The organism is Kaistia sp. UC242_56, from assembly GCF_044452255.1.
In the GTDB taxonomy this organism is placed as follows: Bacteria; Pseudomonadota; Alphaproteobacteria; order Rhizobiales; family Kaistiaceae; genus Kaistia; species Kaistia defluvii_A.
In genome coordinates, this window is the sequence record NZ_JBIOAN010000002.1 from 790,835 (window position 1) to 807,710 (window position 16,876).

The 16,876-nt window shown below is 65.2% G+C and carries 19 protein-coding genes; 12 read left to right on the forward strand and 7 right to left on the reverse strand.

Translation table 11 applies throughout. From position 1 onward, the window contains the following. Nucleotides 1-8: 8 nt before the first annotated feature. Together ACHMWQ_RS06440 and ACHMWQ_RS06445 are read left to right on the forward strand one after the other, a co-directional pair. Nucleotides 9-752 (forward strand): cytochrome c oxidase assembly protein, encoded by a 744-nt coding sequence (locus ACHMWQ_RS06440; protein WP_396306809.1) that lies wholly within the window; start codon nucleotides 9-11, stop codon nucleotides 750-752. Beyond that, nucleotides 740-1,237, forward strand: a complete 498-nt coding sequence (locus tag ACHMWQ_RS06445) for a CopD family protein (protein ID WP_396306810.1) — start codon at nucleotides 740-742, stop codon at nucleotides 1,235-1,237. The genes ACHMWQ_RS06440 and ACHMWQ_RS06445 overlap by 13 nt, the downstream gene beginning before the upstream one ends. On the opposite strand, the gene ACHMWQ_RS06450 is transcribed toward ACHMWQ_RS06445, so the two are convergent. Next, on the reverse strand, nucleotides 1,215-1,715 hold the full coding sequence (locus ACHMWQ_RS06450) for a DUF2231 domain-containing protein (RefSeq protein ID WP_396306811.1): 501 nt from the start codon (nucleotides 1,713-1,715) through the stop codon (nucleotides 1,215-1,217). The genes ACHMWQ_RS06445 and ACHMWQ_RS06450 overlap by 23 nt on opposite strands. A gap of 57 nt (nucleotides 1,716-1,772) precedes the next feature. On the opposite strand from ACHMWQ_RS06450, the gene ACHMWQ_RS06455 reads away from it, so the two are divergent. The 3 genes from ACHMWQ_RS06455 to ACHMWQ_RS06465 are packed head-to-tail and all read left to right on the forward strand — an operon-like array spanning nucleotide 1,773 to nucleotide 5,380. Next, nucleotides 1,773-2,459, forward strand: coding sequence for a cytochrome c oxidase subunit II (locus ACHMWQ_RS06455; RefSeq protein ID WP_396309404.1), 687 nt, complete (start codon nucleotides 1,773-1,775; stop codon nucleotides 2,457-2,459). Nucleotides 2,460-2,506: 47 nt separating this feature from the next. Further along, nucleotides 2,507-5,017 (forward strand): cytochrome c oxidase subunit I, encoded by a 2,511-nt coding sequence (gene ctaD, locus ACHMWQ_RS06460; RefSeq protein ID WP_396306812.1) that lies wholly within the window; start codon nucleotides 2,507-2,509, stop codon nucleotides 5,015-5,017. Between the two features lie 9 nt (nucleotides 5,018-5,026). Then, nucleotides 5,027-5,380, forward strand: a complete 354-nt coding sequence (locus tag ACHMWQ_RS06465) for a hypothetical protein (RefSeq protein WP_396306813.1) — start codon at nucleotides 5,027-5,029, stop codon at nucleotides 5,378-5,380. Nucleotides 5,381-5,427: 47 nt separating this feature from the next. Here the strand turns inward: ACHMWQ_RS06465 and ACHMWQ_RS06470 are convergent, their stop codons facing one another. Then, nucleotides 5,428-5,664 carry a hypothetical protein gene (locus tag ACHMWQ_RS06470; RefSeq protein ID WP_354551736.1) on the reverse strand — a complete coding sequence of 79 codons (237 nt, stop codon included), beginning with the start codon at nucleotides 5,662-5,664 and terminating at the stop codon, nucleotides 5,428-5,430. Between the two features lie 156 nt (nucleotides 5,665-5,820). On the opposite strand from ACHMWQ_RS06470, the gene ACHMWQ_RS06475 reads away from it, so the two are divergent. Further along, nucleotides 5,821-6,021 carry a hypothetical protein gene (locus tag ACHMWQ_RS06475; RefSeq protein ID WP_396306814.1) on the forward strand — a complete coding sequence of 67 codons (201 nt, stop codon included), beginning with the start codon at nucleotides 5,821-5,823 and terminating at the stop codon, nucleotides 6,019-6,021. A gap of 160 nt (nucleotides 6,022-6,181) precedes the next feature. On the opposite strand, the gene ACHMWQ_RS06480 is transcribed toward ACHMWQ_RS06475, so the two are convergent. The 4 genes from ACHMWQ_RS06480 to ACHMWQ_RS06495 all read right to left on the reverse strand — a co-directional run bounded on the left by ACHMWQ_RS06480 (nucleotide 6,182) and on the right by ACHMWQ_RS06495 (nucleotide 9,626). After that, nucleotides 6,182-6,475, reverse strand: coding sequence for an HdeA/HdeB family chaperone (locus ACHMWQ_RS06480; RefSeq protein ID WP_396306815.1), 294 nt, complete (start codon nucleotides 6,473-6,475; stop codon nucleotides 6,182-6,184). Between the two features lie 308 nt (nucleotides 6,476-6,783). Then, complete coding sequence (locus ACHMWQ_RS06485; protein WP_396306816.1) at nucleotides 6,784-7,161, reverse strand: response regulator; 378 nt, start codon at nucleotides 7,159-7,161, stop codon at nucleotides 6,784-6,786. Nucleotides 7,162-7,172: 11 nt separating this feature from the next. Beyond that, on the reverse strand, nucleotides 7,173-9,191 hold the full coding sequence (locus ACHMWQ_RS06490) for an HWE histidine kinase domain-containing protein (RefSeq protein WP_396306817.1): 2,019 nt from the start codon (nucleotides 9,189-9,191) through the stop codon (nucleotides 7,173-7,175). Between the two features lie 213 nt (nucleotides 9,192-9,404). Then, nucleotides 9,405-9,626 carry a hypothetical protein gene (locus tag ACHMWQ_RS06495; protein WP_396306818.1) on the reverse strand — a complete coding sequence of 74 codons (222 nt, stop codon included), beginning with the start codon at nucleotides 9,624-9,626 and terminating at the stop codon, nucleotides 9,405-9,407. 159 nt (nucleotides 9,627-9,785) lie between these two features. On the opposite strand from ACHMWQ_RS06495, the gene ACHMWQ_RS06500 reads away from it, so the two are divergent. Next, nucleotides 9,786-10,238 carry a PPC domain-containing DNA-binding protein gene (locus tag ACHMWQ_RS06500; protein ID WP_396306819.1) on the forward strand — a complete coding sequence of 151 codons (453 nt, stop codon included), beginning with the start codon at nucleotides 9,786-9,788 and terminating at the stop codon, nucleotides 10,236-10,238. 56 nt (nucleotides 10,239-10,294) lie between these two features. Here the strand turns inward: ACHMWQ_RS06500 and ACHMWQ_RS06505 are convergent, their stop codons facing one another. Then, nucleotides 10,295-11,725: an aldehyde dehydrogenase family protein gene (locus ACHMWQ_RS06505; RefSeq protein ID WP_396306820.1), complete on the reverse strand. Its 1,431-nt coding sequence runs from the start codon at nucleotides 11,723-11,725 to the stop codon at nucleotides 10,295-10,297. Between the two features lie 401 nt (nucleotides 11,726-12,126). Here ACHMWQ_RS06505 and ACHMWQ_RS06510 point away from each other — a divergent pair, with 401 nt between their 5' ends. The 5 genes from ACHMWQ_RS06510 (at nucleotide 12,127) to kdpB (ending at nucleotide 16,871) form a co-directional block, all read left to right on the forward strand. Further along, nucleotides 12,127-12,345 carry a hypothetical protein gene (locus ACHMWQ_RS06510; protein ID WP_396306821.1) on the forward strand — a complete coding sequence of 73 codons (219 nt, stop codon included), beginning with the start codon at nucleotides 12,127-12,129 and terminating at the stop codon, nucleotides 12,343-12,345. Between the two features lie 373 nt (nucleotides 12,346-12,718). After that, nucleotides 12,719-12,808, forward strand: coding sequence for a K(+)-transporting ATPase subunit F (locus tag ACHMWQ_RS06515; RefSeq protein WP_266330635.1), 90 nt, complete (start codon nucleotides 12,719-12,721; stop codon nucleotides 12,806-12,808). Nucleotides 12,809-12,857: 49 nt separating this feature from the next. Beyond that, nucleotides 12,858-14,561 (forward strand): potassium-transporting ATPase subunit KdpA, encoded by a 1,704-nt coding sequence (gene kdpA, locus ACHMWQ_RS06520; RefSeq protein WP_396306822.1) that lies wholly within the window; start codon nucleotides 12,858-12,860, stop codon nucleotides 14,559-14,561. A gap of 9 nt (nucleotides 14,562-14,570) precedes the next feature. Further along, nucleotides 14,571-14,756: a hypothetical protein gene (locus ACHMWQ_RS06525; protein WP_354551747.1), complete on the forward strand. Its 186-nt coding sequence runs from the start codon at nucleotides 14,571-14,573 to the stop codon at nucleotides 14,754-14,756. A gap of 42 nt (nucleotides 14,757-14,798) precedes the next feature. Then, a complete protein-coding gene (gene kdpB, locus ACHMWQ_RS06530; RefSeq protein WP_396306823.1) occupies nucleotides 14,799-16,871 on the forward strand; it encodes a potassium-transporting ATPase subunit KdpB in 2,073 nt (690 codons plus the stop codon). The last annotated feature ends 5 nt before the right edge of the window (nucleotides 16,872-16,876 follow it).

Genomic DNA, 16,876 nt, shown 5'->3' on the forward strand with positions numbered 1-16,876 from the left:
TGAGGATGATGGACCAGGTCTATTGCGGGCCACCGCCAACGCCGCAGACCCTCGCCTGGGCGTGGCAGTACGATCCTGTTGCGATCGGGCTCTGCATCGTACTGGTCGCCCTGCATTTCCGGACGGGAGGCGACCGTCCGGCCGTCTTCTCGCTCGGGATCGGCCTTCTGGCGCTCTTGTTCCTCTCGCCGCTCTGCGCGCTAACCAGTGCGTTGTTTGCCGGACGCGCGCTGCACCACGTCCTGCTGATCGCGATCGTCGCGGCGCTCCTGGCCATGGCCTATCGCGGGCCTGGGCCAGCCCGAACGCTGCTGCCGCTCGGATGGATCGCCGTGCTGCAGGCGGGCATCCTCTGGTTCTGGCACGTGCCTGCCGTCTATGAGCGCGCCATTGTGAGCGCGCCGCTCTACTGGCTGATGCAGCTTTCCCTGCTCGGCAGCGGCTATCTGCTTTGGCGGGCCGTGCTCGACCGCCGGCAGCCTACCGGGACCGTTCTCTTCGTTCTCCTTGGTACGATCGTGCAGATGGGAATGCTGGGCGCTCTGCTGGTTTTTGCCGGCACGCCGCTCTACGCCCCGCATCTCGCCACCACCCAGGTCTTCGGGATGAGCCCACTGGACGACCAGCAACTGGCCGGCCTGATCATGTGGGTCCCGGCGGCCCTGCCATACCTCGCCGCGGCGCTCTACCGCGTGTCGCTTTCGCTGGCTGAGCCCGCTGCGACCAGGAGGGCCGGTGCGTGGTTTGGCTGAAGCTGGTGCACATCGCGGCCATCTCGGTCTGGTGCGCCGGCATGCTCGGCCTGCCGCTCCTGTTCATGCGCCGCAACAGCGTGCGGGACGAGCCGGACCTCAACCGCCTGCATCGGCTGGTGCGCCGGCTCTATGTGGTGGTGATGTCGCCCGCCGCCTTCCTGGCAGTCGCCAGCGGCACGGGCCTGATCTTCCTGCGGGCGACCTATGCGCCCTGGTTCGGCGTGAAGCTTGGCCTGGTGGGCCTCCTGGTCGCGATGCATGTCCTGGCCGGCCTCGTCATCATCCGGCTGTTCGATCCGGACAAGACCTACGCGGGCTGGCGCATGCCCGCCGCAACGGCCGCGAACCTCGCCATCGTGCTGCTCATCCTCGTCGTGGTGCTGGCGAAGCCGGATATCCCGGACCTGCTGCCCGCGGCCATGAGCCGGCCGGGCGCGCTGGAGGACCTGCTGGCCGACTTCATTCCTTTTCCGAGATCATGAGACCCACGCCATGATCGAAAACGAGCTTGCCGCCATGCCAGCCAGCCACGCCGGTGAACACCGCCGCCAGAAGCGAGATCATGAGGCCGTTGGGCAGGACGTTGTAGTCGGAATCGAGCCGCAGCCCCCAGTTCATGCCGCAAATCGCGATCAGCATCATGGCGGCGATCGCATGGGTCCAACTGGCGACCCGTCCCCGGATTCCGGGCACGAGCAGAAGCTCCGCCGATCCGATCAGGCCGGCGAAGACGCCGCCGAAGAAGGCGATTCCCGAGGCCCAGAGGCCGGCGCGCATCCAGAAGACGTCGGCCGTGAGCCAGTAGAGAAGATCGGTGCCCAGCGTCGCCATGACGAAGGCGATCGGGAAATGCACGCTCATGGCGTGAATCGGGTGGCCCGCCACCGCGACGGCGGAAGTGACGCTCTTGTCGGCCACCGCCTCGATCACCGGGTTTTCGATATTCTCGGTCTCGCTCATCGCTTGTCTCCCTGTCGGAGACAAAGTCCCAGACCCGCCGTCCGGTTCCCGGGCTTGGTGCATCGTCGGTTCTCGCGCGGCTTGGCGCTGCTCTCCGCCTTCGCCCTGAGCGGTTGCACAGGCAACCTTTCGGCGCTGTCCCCGGCCGGACCTTCCGCCAGCGCGATCGCGACGCTCTGGTGGATCATGCTGATCGCCGGCCTGGCGATCTTCGCGGCGACGACGATGGCCCTTGCCGTCGCCTGGTGGCGCCCCGCGTGGCTCGGACAGCGCCGGTCGCGGACGCTGATCCTGTGGGGTGGACTGGTGCTGCCATCGGCGATCCTGGTGGCGCTGGTCGGCTCGGCCTTCGCGCTGGGCGAGCGGCTTCTGGTCCGCCGGGACGCGCCGGCCAGGATCCAGATCGAAGCCGTCGCCCGCCAATGGCAGTGGGAGTTCCGCTATCCCGGCGGTTCGACCTCGCTCGACATCCTGCACCTGCCGGCCGGCGAGGACGTCGATCTCGTCGTCACGACCGAGGATGTCATTCACAGCCTCTGGGTGCCCCGTCTCGGCGGCAAGATCGACGCCATTCCGGGGCATCGGAACCGGATCCGCCTGCACGCCGATGTGCCGGGCCGCTTTGGTGGGATCTGTGCCGAATTCTGCGGCGAGCGGCATGCGGAGATGCACTTTTCCGTCGAGGCGCACGAAGAGCCCGCGTTCATGAATCAGCTGCGGCAGCTCGGGCGGAATGATCCTTGATGAGGGATCGTCGACCCGTTGCCTCCGGCGTTGGACAGAGAGGAAGCATGGACGAAGGCAACACCCGGGCCCGGAGCAGCATCAGGCTGCACAAGGAGCTCAGCGCCATCTGGGATACGCCGCCGGGCTGGGGCCGCTTGGCCGCGGTGAACCACACCACAATCGGCAAGCGCTTCATGCTGACCGCCTTCGTATTGTTCCTGATCGGCGGATTGCTAGGCATGCTGATCCGCGCGCAGCTGGCGACCTCCGGCAGCGCCTTCATCGGCGCGCCGATCTACAACCAGATCTTCACCATGCATGGGACCATCATGATGTTCCTGTTCGCGATCCCGATGTTCGAGGGGTTCGCGATCTACCTGCTGCCGAAGATGCTGGGCGCGCGCGACATGGCCTTTCCGCGCCTCACCGCCTATGGCTACTGGTGCTATCTGTTCGGCGGCTCGATCCTGATCGTGGCGCTGCTGGCGGGCGTGGCGCCCAATGGCGGCTGGTTCCTGTACACGCCGCTCAACTCGCAGCCCTATTCGCCGGGCATCAATGCGGACATCTGGCTGCTCGGCATCACCTTCGTCGAGATCTCGGCGCTGTCGGCGGCGATCGAGATCATCGTCAGCATCCTGCGCCTGCGGGCGCCGGGCATGTCGATCGAGCGGATGCCGATCATGGCCTGGTACCTGCTGGTCACCGCCTTCATGATGTTGTTCGGCTTTCCGCCGCTCATCCTCGGCTCCATTCTTCTCGAGCTGGAGCGGGCGTTCGACCTGCCGTTCTTCGACCCGACGCGCGGCGGCGACTCCCTGCTGTGGCAGCACCTCTTCTGGCTGTTCGGACACCCCGAGGTTTACATCATCTTCCTGCCGGCGGCCGGGGCGGTGTCGATGATGATCCCGACCTTTGCCCGGCACGAGCTCGTCGGATATCGCAGCGTCATTCTGGCGGTGATGGCCGTGGGCTTCCTGTCCTTCGGGCTCTGGGTGCATCACATGTTCACCGTCGGCATCCCGCATCTCGCGCTCGCCTTCTTCTCGGCCGCGAGCGGGCTGGTCGCGATCCCGACGGCGGTCCAGCTCTTCTCCTGGATCGCGACGATCGCCCAAGGCCGGCCCCGCTTCGACGTGCCGATGCTCTATCTCGGCGGCGCCTTCGTCGTGTTCATCCTGGGCGGGCTGACCGGTGTCATGCTGGCCATGGTGCCGTTCAACTTCCAGGCTCATGACACGCATTTCGTCGTGGCCCATCTCCATTACGTGCTCGTCGGCGGCTTCGTCTTTCCGCTGCTCGCCGCCACCTATTACTGGCTGCCCCACATCACGGGCCGCATGGCGCGGCATTCCGTGTCCGTCCCGGCTTTCTGGCTGCTGTTCGGCGGCTTCAACCTGACCTTCTTCATCATGCACCTGACCGGGCTCCTGGGGATGCCCCGCCGCGTCTGGACCTATCCCGAGGCTGCCGGCTGGGACATCTTCAACCTGATTTCCTCGGTCGGAAGCTTCGTGATGGCAGCGGGCTTCGCGCTCTTCGCCGTCGACATTTTCCTTCAGCTCCGCTTCGGCGAACGATTCCGGCGCAATCCATGGCGCGCGCGGACCCTGGAATGGGCAACGCCCACGCCGCCGCCCTCCTATGCGTTCGCCTCGCTGCCGGTTATTTCGGACCGGGCGTACCGGGCGGATCGTCTCGATCCGGATCGGATCGGGCCTGAGCTCGCCGCTGGCCGCGGCTATCTCGGCGCCGCGCGAAACGGATGGATGGAGACGCTCGGCGTCGATATCGCCTCCGGCGAGCCGCGCGAAGTGGTCATCCTCCCCAGGCCGACCTATCTGCCGCTCTTCACCGCGCTGGCGACCGGGGCCTTCGTGCTCTGCCTGCTGTTCAAGGCCTATGCGCTGTCGATCGTGCCGCTCCTGGTCGTGCTCGGGCTTTTCCTCGCCTGGACGGTCAGCTCCGGCAGCCGGCGGGATCTCGAGGATCTCCCGATTGCGCCGGGAAAGACCGCTCCGCCGCATTGGCAGGTCGAGCGTCCCCCGTCCTGGTGGGCGATGAGCTTCACGCTGACGGCGGATGGTGTCTTCTTCGCCTCGCTGCTGTTCGGCGTGCTGTTCCTGCGGGTGGTGTCGCCGGATTGGCCGGCCTCGCAGGGGCCCATGCTGGATCTTCGCCTCGCCCTGCCGGCGATCGCCGCGGCCGGGCTGGCCGCCCTGGCGGGTCGTCACGCCGTGCGGCGCCTCCTGTCCGGCCGCCCGCTCCCCGTGGCGCTCGTCGCCTGCGCGGGAGCCCATCTGGCGGCGATGGCGCTCCTGGTCGCGATGATAGCGGGGCTGGGCGATCCGACCGCGCATGCCAGTCGCGCGACGCACTTCGCCTTGCTCGCCTTCGCAGCCCTTCATGCCGCGCTGGGAATGGTCTTTGCCGCCTTTGGCCTCTGGCGGGACAGAAGCGGGTTTCTTTCCCCGGCCCGCAGCATCGATCTGCGCATCGGCGCGATGTGGCACGGCGCTTCGGCCCTCGTCGTCACGATCGCGCTTCTGTTTGCGTGGATCGGGTCCGCCCCCTAGGAGAACCCCATGAACCGCACATCGGTCCTCGGCCAGCCGTTCTTCCTCGTAGCAGGGTTTTCCATCTGGGCCGTCGGCTTCCTGGCGCTCTATGCGCTCCTCTCGGTCGGGTGCGCCTACGGGTGGAACGAGATCGCCGTGGTCGGATCGGTCAGCCTGCTGCGCCTGCAACTCGTCGCGGTATTCATCGTCAGTCTCGCCGCCTGCGCCGGTGTGGTCGCCGCGCTGGTCGCCCGGCGACGAGGCGGCAGCAGGGCGTCGGAGCGCTTCCTTGCCATTCTTGCGCTCCAGGCCAGCCTCGCCGCCCTGGTCGCGACGTTCTTCACCTTCGCCGGCGTGCTGACGCTCAGCATATGCGACTAGCAGCAGGACAAGGGAGGGACCCTCGCGGTGGCCGGCTGAGCACCCGTTCAGGAGCCCGGTCGGGTCTTCTTCCGTGATTTCAGCAGATCGTCGATCTTCTTCAGTGCATCGGCGGAACGACGTAGGGCGGCTGCCCCCTTCTTGATGGATTTTTCCAAGCGTCGCTCGGCCGCTTCCATGGCGGGGCCCTTGTCCGTGTCCGAATCCTGCATTCTCACGTCCACCCCGATCGATCCCGATGCCGCTAGGGGATGGATACGCGCCAGGGTCACGGTCGGTTTCATGGGCACCCGTATAATATGCCCAAAAGCCTATTTTGCCGCAGCCGCCGCAGCAAACGGAGCTTTTGCGCCGGCACTGGCGCCCAGCGAGTAATTCGAACGAGGTGGTGAACGAATTTCCGAGGTTGGGCGTTGGACCGCACAACGGAGGAAAAGTCGATGTCCGAACACGATAGCGCGCCGTTGACGGTTCCGCAGTGGGTACTCATGAACGCTATCGAACTCGGCGTATTGGACCTCGAAAACATCGAGGCCGACCTCGACTTCCTGAGCGGCCGCGGCCTGATCGAGCGCGTAGCGGGAATCTGGCGTCCCACCGAGCAGGGAAAGCTGCTGATCGCCCTGAGGCGTCAAATCTAGAAGGGTCGTCCCAGCTTTCGGTGGCAGGCGACCGTCGCGGAAGCGGCACGCAGTTGAAGAGAAAAAAGGCGCCCGGAAGGGCGCCTTTTTCGTGCCTAGTTCGGCGCTCGGCGCGCATGACCCCGAGCGCCGCGAGAGGCCGCTCCCTTGGACATCTCGTCTATTTTTTGAAGACGGCTTCCACGGCGCTCGCCAGCGTGGCGCTCGCATTGCTCTTGCAATAGGCGGCGATCTTCTCGGCATTGGCATGGGCGACTTCGCTGTCCACCATGGTGTTGCCGGCCTTGCCATGGACATAGCCGCTCATCCACATGGCTACCCCAGCAATCCTGGCCGGCGGCATGGCGCCAACCTCTTTGCAGGTGAGCTTGGACATGTCGACTTCCTTGGCCGTGGCCTGGCCTGCGAATCCGACACACAGAGATGCAATGGCTATCAGAAGATAACGTTTCATGGTCGGGTATCCCTCTGAAATCCCCGTCCACGGCAACAGTAGTGCGAATTGAACTCGCGTTCAGCGTGTAAGTACAAGGCTCACGACGAATTGACCTGTGCGATAGGCTCGTCGATAAGTTTACAATACTATGGTTTAAATTGGCTTCGGAGGAAGTGTTCCGGATGTGCCGAGTTCGGGTTTCCTGGTGTTTACAAGGAAAGCCGGATTCCTTGCAGCCAGCGTTTTTGGCCAGATTACGTCGGTCGCGCCGTACGCGCCCTCCTTCTGCGACGTCGGGCGCACTCGCGTTACCTCGGCCGGACGCGCTAGTCCGGCAAGCGATCTTCCAAAGTCCGGATGATCGATTTCGCATCATAGGGCTTGGGGAAGTAGTGAGCCCCATCCGGCAGTTGAACCTCGGAAACGCGCCGCTTGCCCGAGGCGACGAGGATCACGATCCCCGGCCATTGTTTGCGGACCACATTGGCCAGTCCCACGCCATCGATCGAGCCCGGCATGTCGATATCGGTGAAGACGCCATGGATGGGCTCGCCACTCTGAAGGATAGCCAGGGCCTCGTCCGCATTATCGGCTTCGACGGCCTTGAAGCCCGCTTCCTCGACAAGGTCGACCGCGGACATGCGGATCAGGGGCTCGTCCTCGACGACAAGAACGGCTGCGACTGGTTTTTGCGCTGATGCCACGTCTGCTCTTTCTATCCGACTTCCCGGACCAACCCCAGCGGGGCACGGAAGACTGCCACGAGACCCGTGGGAAAGTAACTTTTATCCACGTCGGCGGTTCCGATAATTCCCATGCGGATCAACCGGGAACCAAAACCCTTGCGCAACGGCTCGGTGACGGGCGGGCCAAGCCTTTCGGCCCAGGTGAAGACAAGCCGACTGTCGCCCGCCTCGCCCTGGATTTCCCAGGAGATGTCGACATGCCCCTCGCTGTTGGAAAGCGAGCCATATTTGAGCGCGTTGGTCGCGAGCTCATGCAGGATGAGCGAGATCGACAGGCCCGCCTTCGGCCCGATCTTGAGTTCGGGGCCGGAGATGGAGAAGCGTTCCGGCTCGGCATGCGGACGAAGCACCGCCTGGACGATTTCGCGCATGTCGGCGGCGGTCCAGGATTGCTGCAGCAGCACGTCATGGGCCGCGCTCAGCGATTGGAGGCGGCTGGTGAATGCCTTCACTGCCACCTGCTCGGTAACGTTCTTCAGCGTCTGCCCGGCGATGGCCTGCACCATGGCCAGCGTATTCTTCAGCCGGTGGCTCAACTCTTCATTCAGCAGCCGCTGCTGCGCTTCCGCCCTGAGCTTGCCGAGCGCCGCATAGGTGCGGTCCGCGACGCCCCAGGCGAACGCCATCTCGTCATTGGTCCAGAAGCGCGGCGTATCGTCATGCGCGAACAGAATGCCGATCAGCGTGCCCGCTTCGAGTATGGGGACCTTGATGAAGGACCGGATGCCCTCCGCCTCATAGGAAAGGGCGTCCTCGCCCAGCCAGGGCGCCGCCGGAATGTTCGGGACCGCCAGGGTCTCGCCGTTTTCCAGCCGGGAGATGGTGGACTGGAACGCGGTGAGGGGGTGGCGGCCTTCCATCGAGCTTGCCCCGGGCTCCAGCCAGTTGAACTCGACGACGAAGGCATTGGCCGGCAGGTCGATCGTCGAATAGCCGGCCCGGTTCACGCCGAGGCCTTCGCCTAGGGTCTCGGCGGCGATGCGCGCCGCTTCCTGCGTCGATTGGGCAACGCGAAGTCGGTCGCCGAGCGAGAGCAGCGCCTGGGTCCGCACGTCTTTCTGCTTGCTCTCGGTGATATCGAGGATGATGCCGATCATGCGGTCGACGCCGGTCTCGCCAACCGTGAAGCGGGCGCGCCGCGATATCCAGCGAAGGCTCTGATCGTTCTCGCGGCGGATGCGATATTCGACATCCAGCTCGGCGGTACCCTCGCGCCGGCTGTCGTCGCTGGAAATCGCCCGTCGGTCTTCCGGCAGCACGATGTTCTCGAAGGTCGAGGCCGGATAGTGCCGGCGCACCGGCACGCCGAAGATGCGGCAGAATTCTTCCGAGACCGTCATCTGCCCGGTCGGCACATCGATCTCGAAGACGCCGACGCGCCCGGCGCCATGCGCCGCCCGGTAGCGTTCCTCCTCCAGCCGCGCCTCGTCGCTGACCCGGCCGAGCTTGGAAGCCTGGGCCTGGCGGCGGGCGCTCAGTCGGCGTTCGATGGCGAGCTCGCGCGCCTGCGTGCGGAGGATCTTGCGGAGCTCCAGCTGGGCCATGACCTGGCCGGCGAGCACCCGCAAGGTACGCTGTTGCAGTTCGGTAAGGGTTTTGGGCTCGTAGCCGAGAACGCAGACGGTTCCGATCGGCAGGCCGTCGGATGTCTTCAGGAGCGCGCCGGCATAGAAGCGCAGATGCGGCTCGCCCGTGACCAGCGGGTTGCAGTCGAAGCGCTTGTCCTTGGTCGCGTCTGGGACGAGCAGGAAGTCGTCCTCCAGAATGGCCCTGGCGCAGAAGGAACTCTCGAAAGGCGTCTCCCGGACGCCGAGCCCCACCTCGGCCTTGAAGAACTGGCGCGACGCGCCGATCAGGTTGACCACGGCAATCGGGGTTTCGCAGATATCCGACGCCAGGCGTGCGATTTCGTCGAATTCGCGTTCGCGCGGCGTATCCAGAACGTCATAGCTCGCGAGCGCCGCGAGCCGGCGCTCTTCGAGATCCATGGTTCCAATCGGATATACATTCATTCAGTCTGAACCTTGCCGTTCGGTCGTCGTGATGGGCCGGTGGGCAGGCGTCCAACGGCACATCATAATCGTCGTCCGAGAGGTTTTACGAGCGGATCCGAGGATTGGATGCGCGCGGGGTTGTATCAGGACAATTAAAGCCCGCCCTCCCTCGAGAAGGCAGGCCTCTGGATCAATGCCAAACCCTGTCTACGAGTCGCGTTCGTTCCGCTGGAGGCGCTCGGCTTCCTCGATCTCACGGCGTACCGTATCTGCGACCGGCTCGCCCAACGGGTCGTTCCCGACGGTCCCTTCGCCCTTTTCGAGCCGGTCGATCCGCTCGGCCTTTTCGCGCGCCTCGGCTTCGCTGCCCGGCTCGGGCTTGTTCGCTTCGTCTTCCACCAACGGGAGAATCGGCGGTACCAGCGGCATATTAGACATGATGGCCTCCTTCGCGAGGGTTATGGGAGGCAACGGAGAGCGCGGGGCAGGGTTCCGCGCCCCGCCGCGCGATCTTTAGCGCGGCAACGTTCCCGGGCCCGCTGGCGTTGCCCGAACGGGGCGTGTGCTAAGCCGGAAAAGGAGGCGAGCTTGCAAAGCAAACTGATCCATGAGGCGGACGGCCAGAAGACCTACGCCGTGATCCTTTCGGCGGGAGACGAGGTGATGGCCTGCCTCCAGGCCTTCGCCGCGGAAGCCGGTCTCTCCGCCGCCAGTCTGAAGGCAATCGGCGCGTTCGAACGCGCGGAGCTCGCTTTCCTCGACTGGCAGACCAAGGAATATTCGACCATTCCCGTGAACGAGCAGGTCGAGGTCGCCTCGCTGATCGGCGACGTCGCGCTCGGCCCCGACGGGAAGCCCGCCCTGCATCTGCATGCGGTGCTTGGACGCGCCGACGGATCCGCCCTGGCTGGGCATCTGAAGAGCGGCGTCGTGCGCCCAACGCTCGAGATCATCCTGACGGAATCGCCCGCCCATCTGCGTAAGCGCGAGGATCCGGAAAGCGGGCTGACCCTGATCTCGCTTGCCGCCAGTAGCGGGTGAGCGGACGGATCTTTAGCGGAAAAGGGGGAGCCGATGCGATCGGCTCCCCCTTTTGCTTAAGCCGCCTCGTAGCCGAGGATGCCCTTGGTCTCGAGGAAGTCCTCGAGGCCGTATTCGGCATATTCGCGGCCATTGCCGGACTGCTTGTAGCCGCCGAACGGAATGCCCGAATCCCAGGCCGGGTAGTTGATGTGGACGGCGCCCGCCCGCATCTTCGCGGCGGCGTCACGGGCCGTCTGCAGATCGGCCGACTGGATGTAGGCGGCGAGGCCGTAGACCGTGTTGTTGGCCTCCTCGATCGCTTCCTCGACGCTGTCATAGGGCAGGATCGACAGCACCGGCCCGAAGATCTCTTCCTTGGCGATGCGCATGTCCGGCGTCACGTCGGCGAAGATGGTCGGGCGGATATAGTAGCCGCGATTGAGGTCGGCGGGCCGGCCGGGGCCGCCGGTCACCAGCGTCGCGCCTTCGGCGATGCCGCTTTCGATCAGGTTCTGGATCTTGTCGTACTGCACCTGGCTGACCACCGGGCCGAGCTTGGTGTTCGGCGCATCGGCCGGGCCGACGACGAACTTTTCCGCCGCTTCCCGAGCGTAGCCGATCACCTCGTCCTGCCGCTCGCGCGGCACGAACATTCGCGTCGGCGCGTTGCAGGACTGGCCGCTATTGCCGAAGCAATTGGCGACGCCCTTCGGCACGGCGACGGAGAAATCGACGTCCGGGAACAGGATGTTGGCCGACTTGCCGCCAAGCTCCTGCGCCACGCGCTTCACCGTGTCGGCGGCGGCCTTGGCCACCAGGATGCCGGCGCGGGTCGAGCCGGTGAACGACATCATGTCGATGTCGGGGTGGCTGGAAAGCGCCTCGCCGACGGTCGGGCCGTCGCCATTGACCAGGTTGAAGACGCCGGGGGGGACGCCGGCCTCGTCGAGGATTTCCGCGAAGATGATGGCGTCGAGCGGCGCGATCTCGCTCGGCTTCAGGATCATGGTGCAGCCGGCGGCCAGCGCCGGGCCGACCTTGCAGGTGATCTGGTTGAGCGGCCAGTTCCAGGGCGTGATCAGGCCGACGACGCCGATCGGCTCCTTGACCACCAGCGAGGTGCCCTTGGGATGCTGGAACTGGAAATTCCCAAGAACCTCGATGATCTTTTCGAGATGCGCGCGGCCGATGCCGACCTGGCTGTCGAGCGCGAAGGGACGCGGCGCGCCCATCTCGCGCGAAATCGCATCGGCGAGGTCGTTGGCGCGCTTGTTGTAGATGGCGAGGATGCTGCGCAGCAATTCGAGCCGCTCGGCCGGCTTGGTGAAGCCGAAGGTGGCGAAGGCGCGCTTGGCGGCTGCCACAGCCTTGTCGACATCGGCCTTCGAGCCCAGCGAGATCTGCGCGAATGCGTCCTCGTTGGAGGGATCGATCACGTCGATGACCTTGGGGACGACGGGGTCGACCCAGGCGCCGTCAATATAAAACTGCAGATTATGCGACATCGAAAATCCTCCCGTTGATCCGGTTCGCTTATAGTTTGGCGATGGACCCTGCCATGTTCAACCGGATATCGGCCGATCGGCCGAGGAGGCGGCTGGCGGTGAACCCGGCGGCCGGCTTGGCAAGACCGTCCTGCCTCGGGACGCGGCCTCCGCAAGATGTGAGCCGCGCTGGCTATGGCGCTGGCAAGTCGAACCGTGATTCCGGGATGTAAAATTAACGAAGTTGAATTTTTTCTATATGATATTTTTATAGAGTTGCTGCGCCAGCCCGATCGAGAACCTATGCGGTTCGATCTACCTTTTCTGCGTCGCAGCGACGCGCCGCCGATTTCGCGTCCGGATCCTCCGGCCGCCTTCGGCGCGAAGCGCGTTGGCATGCCGACCGGACAAGGATTGGAATCATGCAGCTTCGCAGCCCCTTTGACGTCTTGCCCTCCAGCCACGATTGGCGCGGTTCAGCCGCTTCGTCGCCGCGTCCCGGCCATCGCGCCGCCGGACGCTTCAGGGCGGTTGCCCTGGCGCGCCAGCATCCAGAAGAACTCGGCCTCGCCCTCCGCCTTCTCGCGGTCATGGCCTTTTTCGGCGGCATGGCCCTGCTGATGTTCTGCCTCACCGGCTGAGCGCCGGCTCGACTCGCCAAGGTTGGGCGACGCCGCGGCTCGCACGCCAATACGACCGGACAGGGCGTGCCGAGGGGCCGGATTCCTATGGGATCTTTATATCTTGGCTCCCCGGCCTCTCTCGAACGCCTATGCGGTTCGGGGCCATATTCCCGTCGTCCTTCGATCCAGCCGAGCGATCCGGCAAACGTGGACGCGCAGGCTTTGCCTGTCGTTGCACGGCATCGATATTCGAAATTGGCAGTGGGATGGGCTGAACACTGCAAGGAGTCATGATTATGGATTTCATCGTCGTCGGGATGGGCGTCCTGTTCTTCGCCGCATCCCTCGCTTACGTGAAACTCTGCCAGAAATTGTAGAGCCGGAGCCGACCATGCTTGTCGATTACATTCTGGGCGGCGCCGTGACGGTGTTCCTGCTCGTCTATCTCACCTACGCGCTGGTGCGCCCGGAACGGTTCTGATCGCCAGCGCGATCCCCGTTCGAGACGCCATTCTCGGAAAGCACGTCCCATGACCGTCAACGGTTGGTTACAGATCCTGCTCTTCTGCGGGATCATCCTCGCGCTCGTGAAGCCGCTCGGCGGTTACATGACCCGCGTCTTCAACGGCGAGCGCACAATCCTCTCCTTTGTCTTCGGGCCGCTCGAGCGCGGGCTTTACCGGCTTGCCGGCACCAGCGACCGCGAGGAGCAACACTGGACGACCTACACCGGCGCGTTCCTGCTGTTCAACTTAGCCGGCTTGCTGTTGCTTTATGCGATGCAAAGGCTGCAGGGCGGGCTGCCCTACAATCCGGCCGGTATGGGCGCCGTGCCGCCGGAACTTACCTTCAACACCGCCGCGAGCTTCGTCTCCAACACCAACTGGCAGAACTATGCCGGCGAAAGCACGATGTCCTATTTCGTGCAGATGGCGGGGCTGAACGTCCAGAACTTCGTCTCGGCCGCATCGGGCATCGCCATCGCCGTCGCGCTGATCCGCGCCTTCTCGCGCAAATCGGCGAAGACGCTCGGCAATTTCTGGGCCGATATCGTCCGCGCCACGCTCTACATCCTGCTGCCGATCTGCGTCATCGGCACGCTGGTGCTGGTCTGGCAGGGCGTGCCGCAGAACCTCAACGCCTATACCGTCGCGACCACGCTGGAAGGCGCGCAGCAGACCATCGCGCAGGGGCCGGTCGCCTCGCAGATGATGATCAAGCATCTCGGCACCAATGGCGGCGGCTTCTTCAACGCCAATGCCGCGCATCCCTTCGAGAACCCGACCGCGCTCGTCAACCTGATCCACATGGTGATGATCTTCGCCATCGGCGCGGCGCTGACCAACGTGTTCGGTCGCATGGTCGGCAGCGAGAAGCAGGGCTGGGCGATCCTGGCCGCCATGGGCGTGCTGTTCCTGGCCGGCGTCATCGTCTGCTACTGGGCGGAAGCGTCAGGCAATCCGCTGGTCCATGCGCTCGGCGTCGACGGCGGCAACATGGAGGGCAAGGAGGCCCGCTTCGGCATCGTGCTCTCGGCCCTGTTCGCGGTGGTGACGACGGCTGCTTCCTGCGGCGCGGTCAACGCCATGCATGACAGCTTCATGGCGCTCGGCGGCATGATCCCGATGATCAACATGATGCTGGGCGAGATCATCGTCGGCGGCGTCGGCGCCGGTTTCTACGGCATCCTGCTGTTCATCGTCATCGCCATCTTCGTCGCCGGCCTGATGGTCGGCCGCACGCCGGAATATCTCGGCAAGAAGATCGAGGCCAAGGAGGTCAAGATGGCGATGCTCTCCGTGCTTTGCCTGCCCTTGACCATGCTCGGCTTCACGGCGATCGCGATCGTCCTGCCGACGGGCCTCGGCTCGATCGCCAATCCCGGCCCGCATGGCTTCTCCGAGGTTCTCTATGCCTATACCTCGGCGGCTGCCAATAACGGCTCAGCCTTTGGCGGCCTGTCGGGCAACACGCCCTGGTACAACCTCACCCTCGGCATGGCGATGCTGATGGGTCGCTTCCTGGTCATCATCCCGGCCATGGCGATCGCCGGTTCGCTGGTGACCAAGAAGGTCGCGCCCGCCTCGGCCGGCACCTTCCCGACGCATGGGCCGCTCTTCGTCGGCCTGCTGGTCGGCGTCATCCTGATCGTGGGCGGCCTGACCTTCTTCCCGGCGCTGGCGCTCGGCCCGATCGTCGAGGACCTCGCCATGATCCAGCCGCCGGGGCTGTGAGGAAGCATCATGAGCTACCGTTCCTGGCTGGCCAGCCCGCACCTCGCCCTCTCGCTCCAATCTCCTCGCGCCGGTTTGGCGCGGGGGAAGCGGAGGGCGCCCCGCGCGTCGTCCCTGATCCTGGGGCTGACCGTGGCGATGTTCGTGCTCGCGCTGGTCGTTGACCTTTTCATCCGGTGGATCGCGGCGACCTGAAGGTCCAACCGCCTGTCCCGGAACTTCATGCTGGAGTCTCTGATGAGCCAGTCCAAATCCGCGAGCATAATGGACGCTCGCATCCTCGTTCCCGCCATAGGCGGCGCGTTCCGCAAGCTGGATCCGCGCAGCCTGGCGCGCAATCCAGTGATGTTCGTCGTGGCCGTCGTCTCGGCCCTGACCACAGTGCTGTTCCTGCGCGATCTCGCCACCGGGGGCGCCAATCTCGGCTTCTCGCTGCAGATAGTCATCTGGCTGTGGTTCACCGTGCTGTTCGCCAATTTCGCCGAGGCCGTCGCCGAAGGGCGCGGCAAGGCGCAGGCGGAATCGCTCCGTCGTACCCGCACGGAGACGCAGGCCAAGCTGCTTTCGGGCAACGACCCCGCCACCTTCAAGCTGGTGCCGGGCACCAGCCTTCGGGTCGGCGACGTCGTGCTGGTGGAAGCCGGCGACATCATCCCGTCCGATGGCGAGGTCATCGAGGGCGTCGCCTCGGTCAACGAAGCGGCGATCACCGGTGAATCCGCGCCGGTGATCCGCGAATCCGGCGGCGATCGTTCGGCCGTCACCGGCGGCACGCAGGTGCTCTCCGACTGGATTCGCGTCCGCATCACGGCGGCGGCCGGCTCGACCTTCATCGATCGCATGATCGCGCTGGTCGAGGGCGCCGAACGGCAGAAGACGCCGAACGAGATCGCGCTCAACATCCTGCTCGCCGGCATGACGCTGATCTTCGTGCTCGCCGTCGTGACCATCCCGAGTTTTGCGAACTACGCCGGCGGCTATATCCCCGTCGTCGTGCTGGTGGCGCTCTTTGTCACCCTGATCCCGACGACGATCGGCGCATTGCTCTCGGCGATCGGCATCGCCGGCATGGACCGGCTGGTGCGCTTCAACGTGCTCGCCATGTCGGGTCGCGCTGTCGAGGCGGCCGGCGACGTGGATACGCTGCTGCTCGACAAGACCGGCACGATCACGCTCGGCAACCGCCAGGCGACCGAGCTTCGCCCGGTGCGCGGCGTCACCGAGCCGGAACTGGCCGACGCGGCGCAACTCGCCTCGCTTGCCGACGAGACGCCAGAGGGCCGCTCGATCGTCGTGCTCGCCAAGGAGAAATACGGCATCCGCGCCCGCGACATGCAGAGCCTGCATGCGACCTTCGTGCCGTTCACGGCGCAGACCCGGATGAGCGGCGTCGATCTCGACGGGTCGTCCATCCGCAAGGGCGCGGTCGACGCCGTGCTGAAGCATGTCGACCAGGCGAGCGCGGCTACCGGTGGTAACCGCGCCAGCACCAGCACGATCCGCGAACTCCAGACCATCGCCGACGAGATCGCCAAGACCGGCGGCACGCCGCTGGCCGTGGTCAAGGATGGCCGCCTGCTGGGCGTCGTCCACCTCAAGGACATCGTCAAGGGTGGTATCCGGGAGCGTTTCGCCGAGCTTCGCCGGATGGGCATCCGCACGGTGATGATCACCGGTGACAACCCGATGACGGCAGCGGCCATCGCGGCCGAGGCGGGCGTGGATGACTTCCTGGCCCAGGCAACGCCTGAGATGAAGCTCGCTCTGATCCGCGAGGAGCAGGCCAAGGGCAAGCTGGTGGCGATGTGCGGCGACGGCACCAACGACGCCCCGGCGCTGGCGCAATCCGATGTCGGCGTGGCGATGAATACCGGCACGGTGGCGGCGCGCGAGGCCGGTAACATGGTCGATCTCGACAGCGATCCGACCAAGCTCATCGAGATCGTGGAGATCGGCAAGCAGTTGCTGATGACGCGCGGCGCGCTCACCACCTTCTCGATCGCCAACGACGTCGCCAAGTATTTCGCCATCATCCCGGCGATGTTCCTGGCCTTCTACCCGCAGCTTGGCGCGCTCAACGTCATGGGGCTCGCCACGCCGCAAAGCGCGATCCTGTCGGCGATCATCTTCAACGCGCTGATCATCGTCGCCCTGATCCCGCTCTCGCTGCGCGGCGTCAAATACCGGGCCGTCGGCGCCGGAGCCCTGCTGTCGCGCAACCTGCTGATCTACGGCGTCGGCGGTCTCATTGTGCCGTTCGCCGGCATCAAGGCCATCGACATGGCCATCACGGCCCTCGGCCTCGTCTGAAGGAT

Bases quoted from the DNA above. Each gene is read 5' to 3' on its own strand.
- ACHMWQ_RS06440 (WP_396306809.1), top strand. From the start codon at position 9: ATGGACCAGGTCTATTGCGGGCCACCGCCAACGCCGCAGACCCTCGCC.
- ACHMWQ_RS06515 (WP_266330635.1), top strand. From the start codon at position 12,719: ATGCTTGTCGATTACATTCTGGGCGGCGCCGTGACGGTGTTCCTGCTC.
- ACHMWQ_RS06470 (WP_354551736.1), bottom strand. From the start codon at position 5,664: ATGAAACCGACCGTGACCCTGGCGCGTATCCATCCCCTAGCGGCATCG.
- ACHMWQ_RS06465 (WP_396306813.1), top strand. From the start codon at position 5,027: ATGAACCGCACATCGGTCCTCGGCCAGCCGTTCTTCCTCGTAGCAGGG.
- ctaD (WP_396306812.1), top strand. From the start codon at position 2,507: ATGGACGAAGGCAACACCCGGGCCCGGAGCAGCATCAGGCTGCACAAG.
- kdpB (WP_396306823.1), top strand. From the start codon at position 14,799: ATGAGCCAGTCCAAATCCGCGAGCATAATGGACGCTCGCATCCTCGTT.
- ACHMWQ_RS06510 (WP_396306821.1), top strand. From the start codon at position 12,127: ATGCAGCTTCGCAGCCCCTTTGACGTCTTGCCCTCCAGCCACGATTGG.
- ACHMWQ_RS06505 (WP_396306820.1), bottom strand. From the start codon at position 11,725: ATGTCGCATAATCTGCAGTTTTATATTGACGGCGCCTGGGTCGACCCC.
- ACHMWQ_RS06450 (WP_396306811.1), bottom strand. From the start codon at position 1,715: ATGAGCGAGACCGAGAATATCGAAAACCCGGTGATCGAGGCGGTGGCC.
- ACHMWQ_RS06525 (WP_354551747.1), top strand. From the start codon at position 14,571: ATGAGCTACCGTTCCTGGCTGGCCAGCCCGCACCTCGCCCTCTCGCTC.
- kdpA (WP_396306822.1), top strand. From the start codon at position 12,858: ATGACCGTCAACGGTTGGTTACAGATCCTGCTCTTCTGCGGGATCATC.
- ACHMWQ_RS06490 (WP_396306817.1), bottom strand. From the start codon at position 9,191: ATGGATCTCGAAGAGCGCCGGCTCGCGGCGCTCGCGAGCTATGACGTT.
- ACHMWQ_RS06495 (WP_396306818.1), bottom strand. From the start codon at position 9,626: ATGCCGCTGGTACCGCCGATTCTCCCGTTGGTGGAAGACGAAGCGAAC.
- ACHMWQ_RS06480 (WP_396306815.1), bottom strand. From the start codon at position 6,475: ATGAAACGTTATCTTCTGATAGCCATTGCATCTCTGTGTGTCGGATTC.
- ACHMWQ_RS06475 (WP_396306814.1), top strand. From the start codon at position 5,821: ATGTCCGAACACGATAGCGCGCCGTTGACGGTTCCGCAGTGGGTACTC.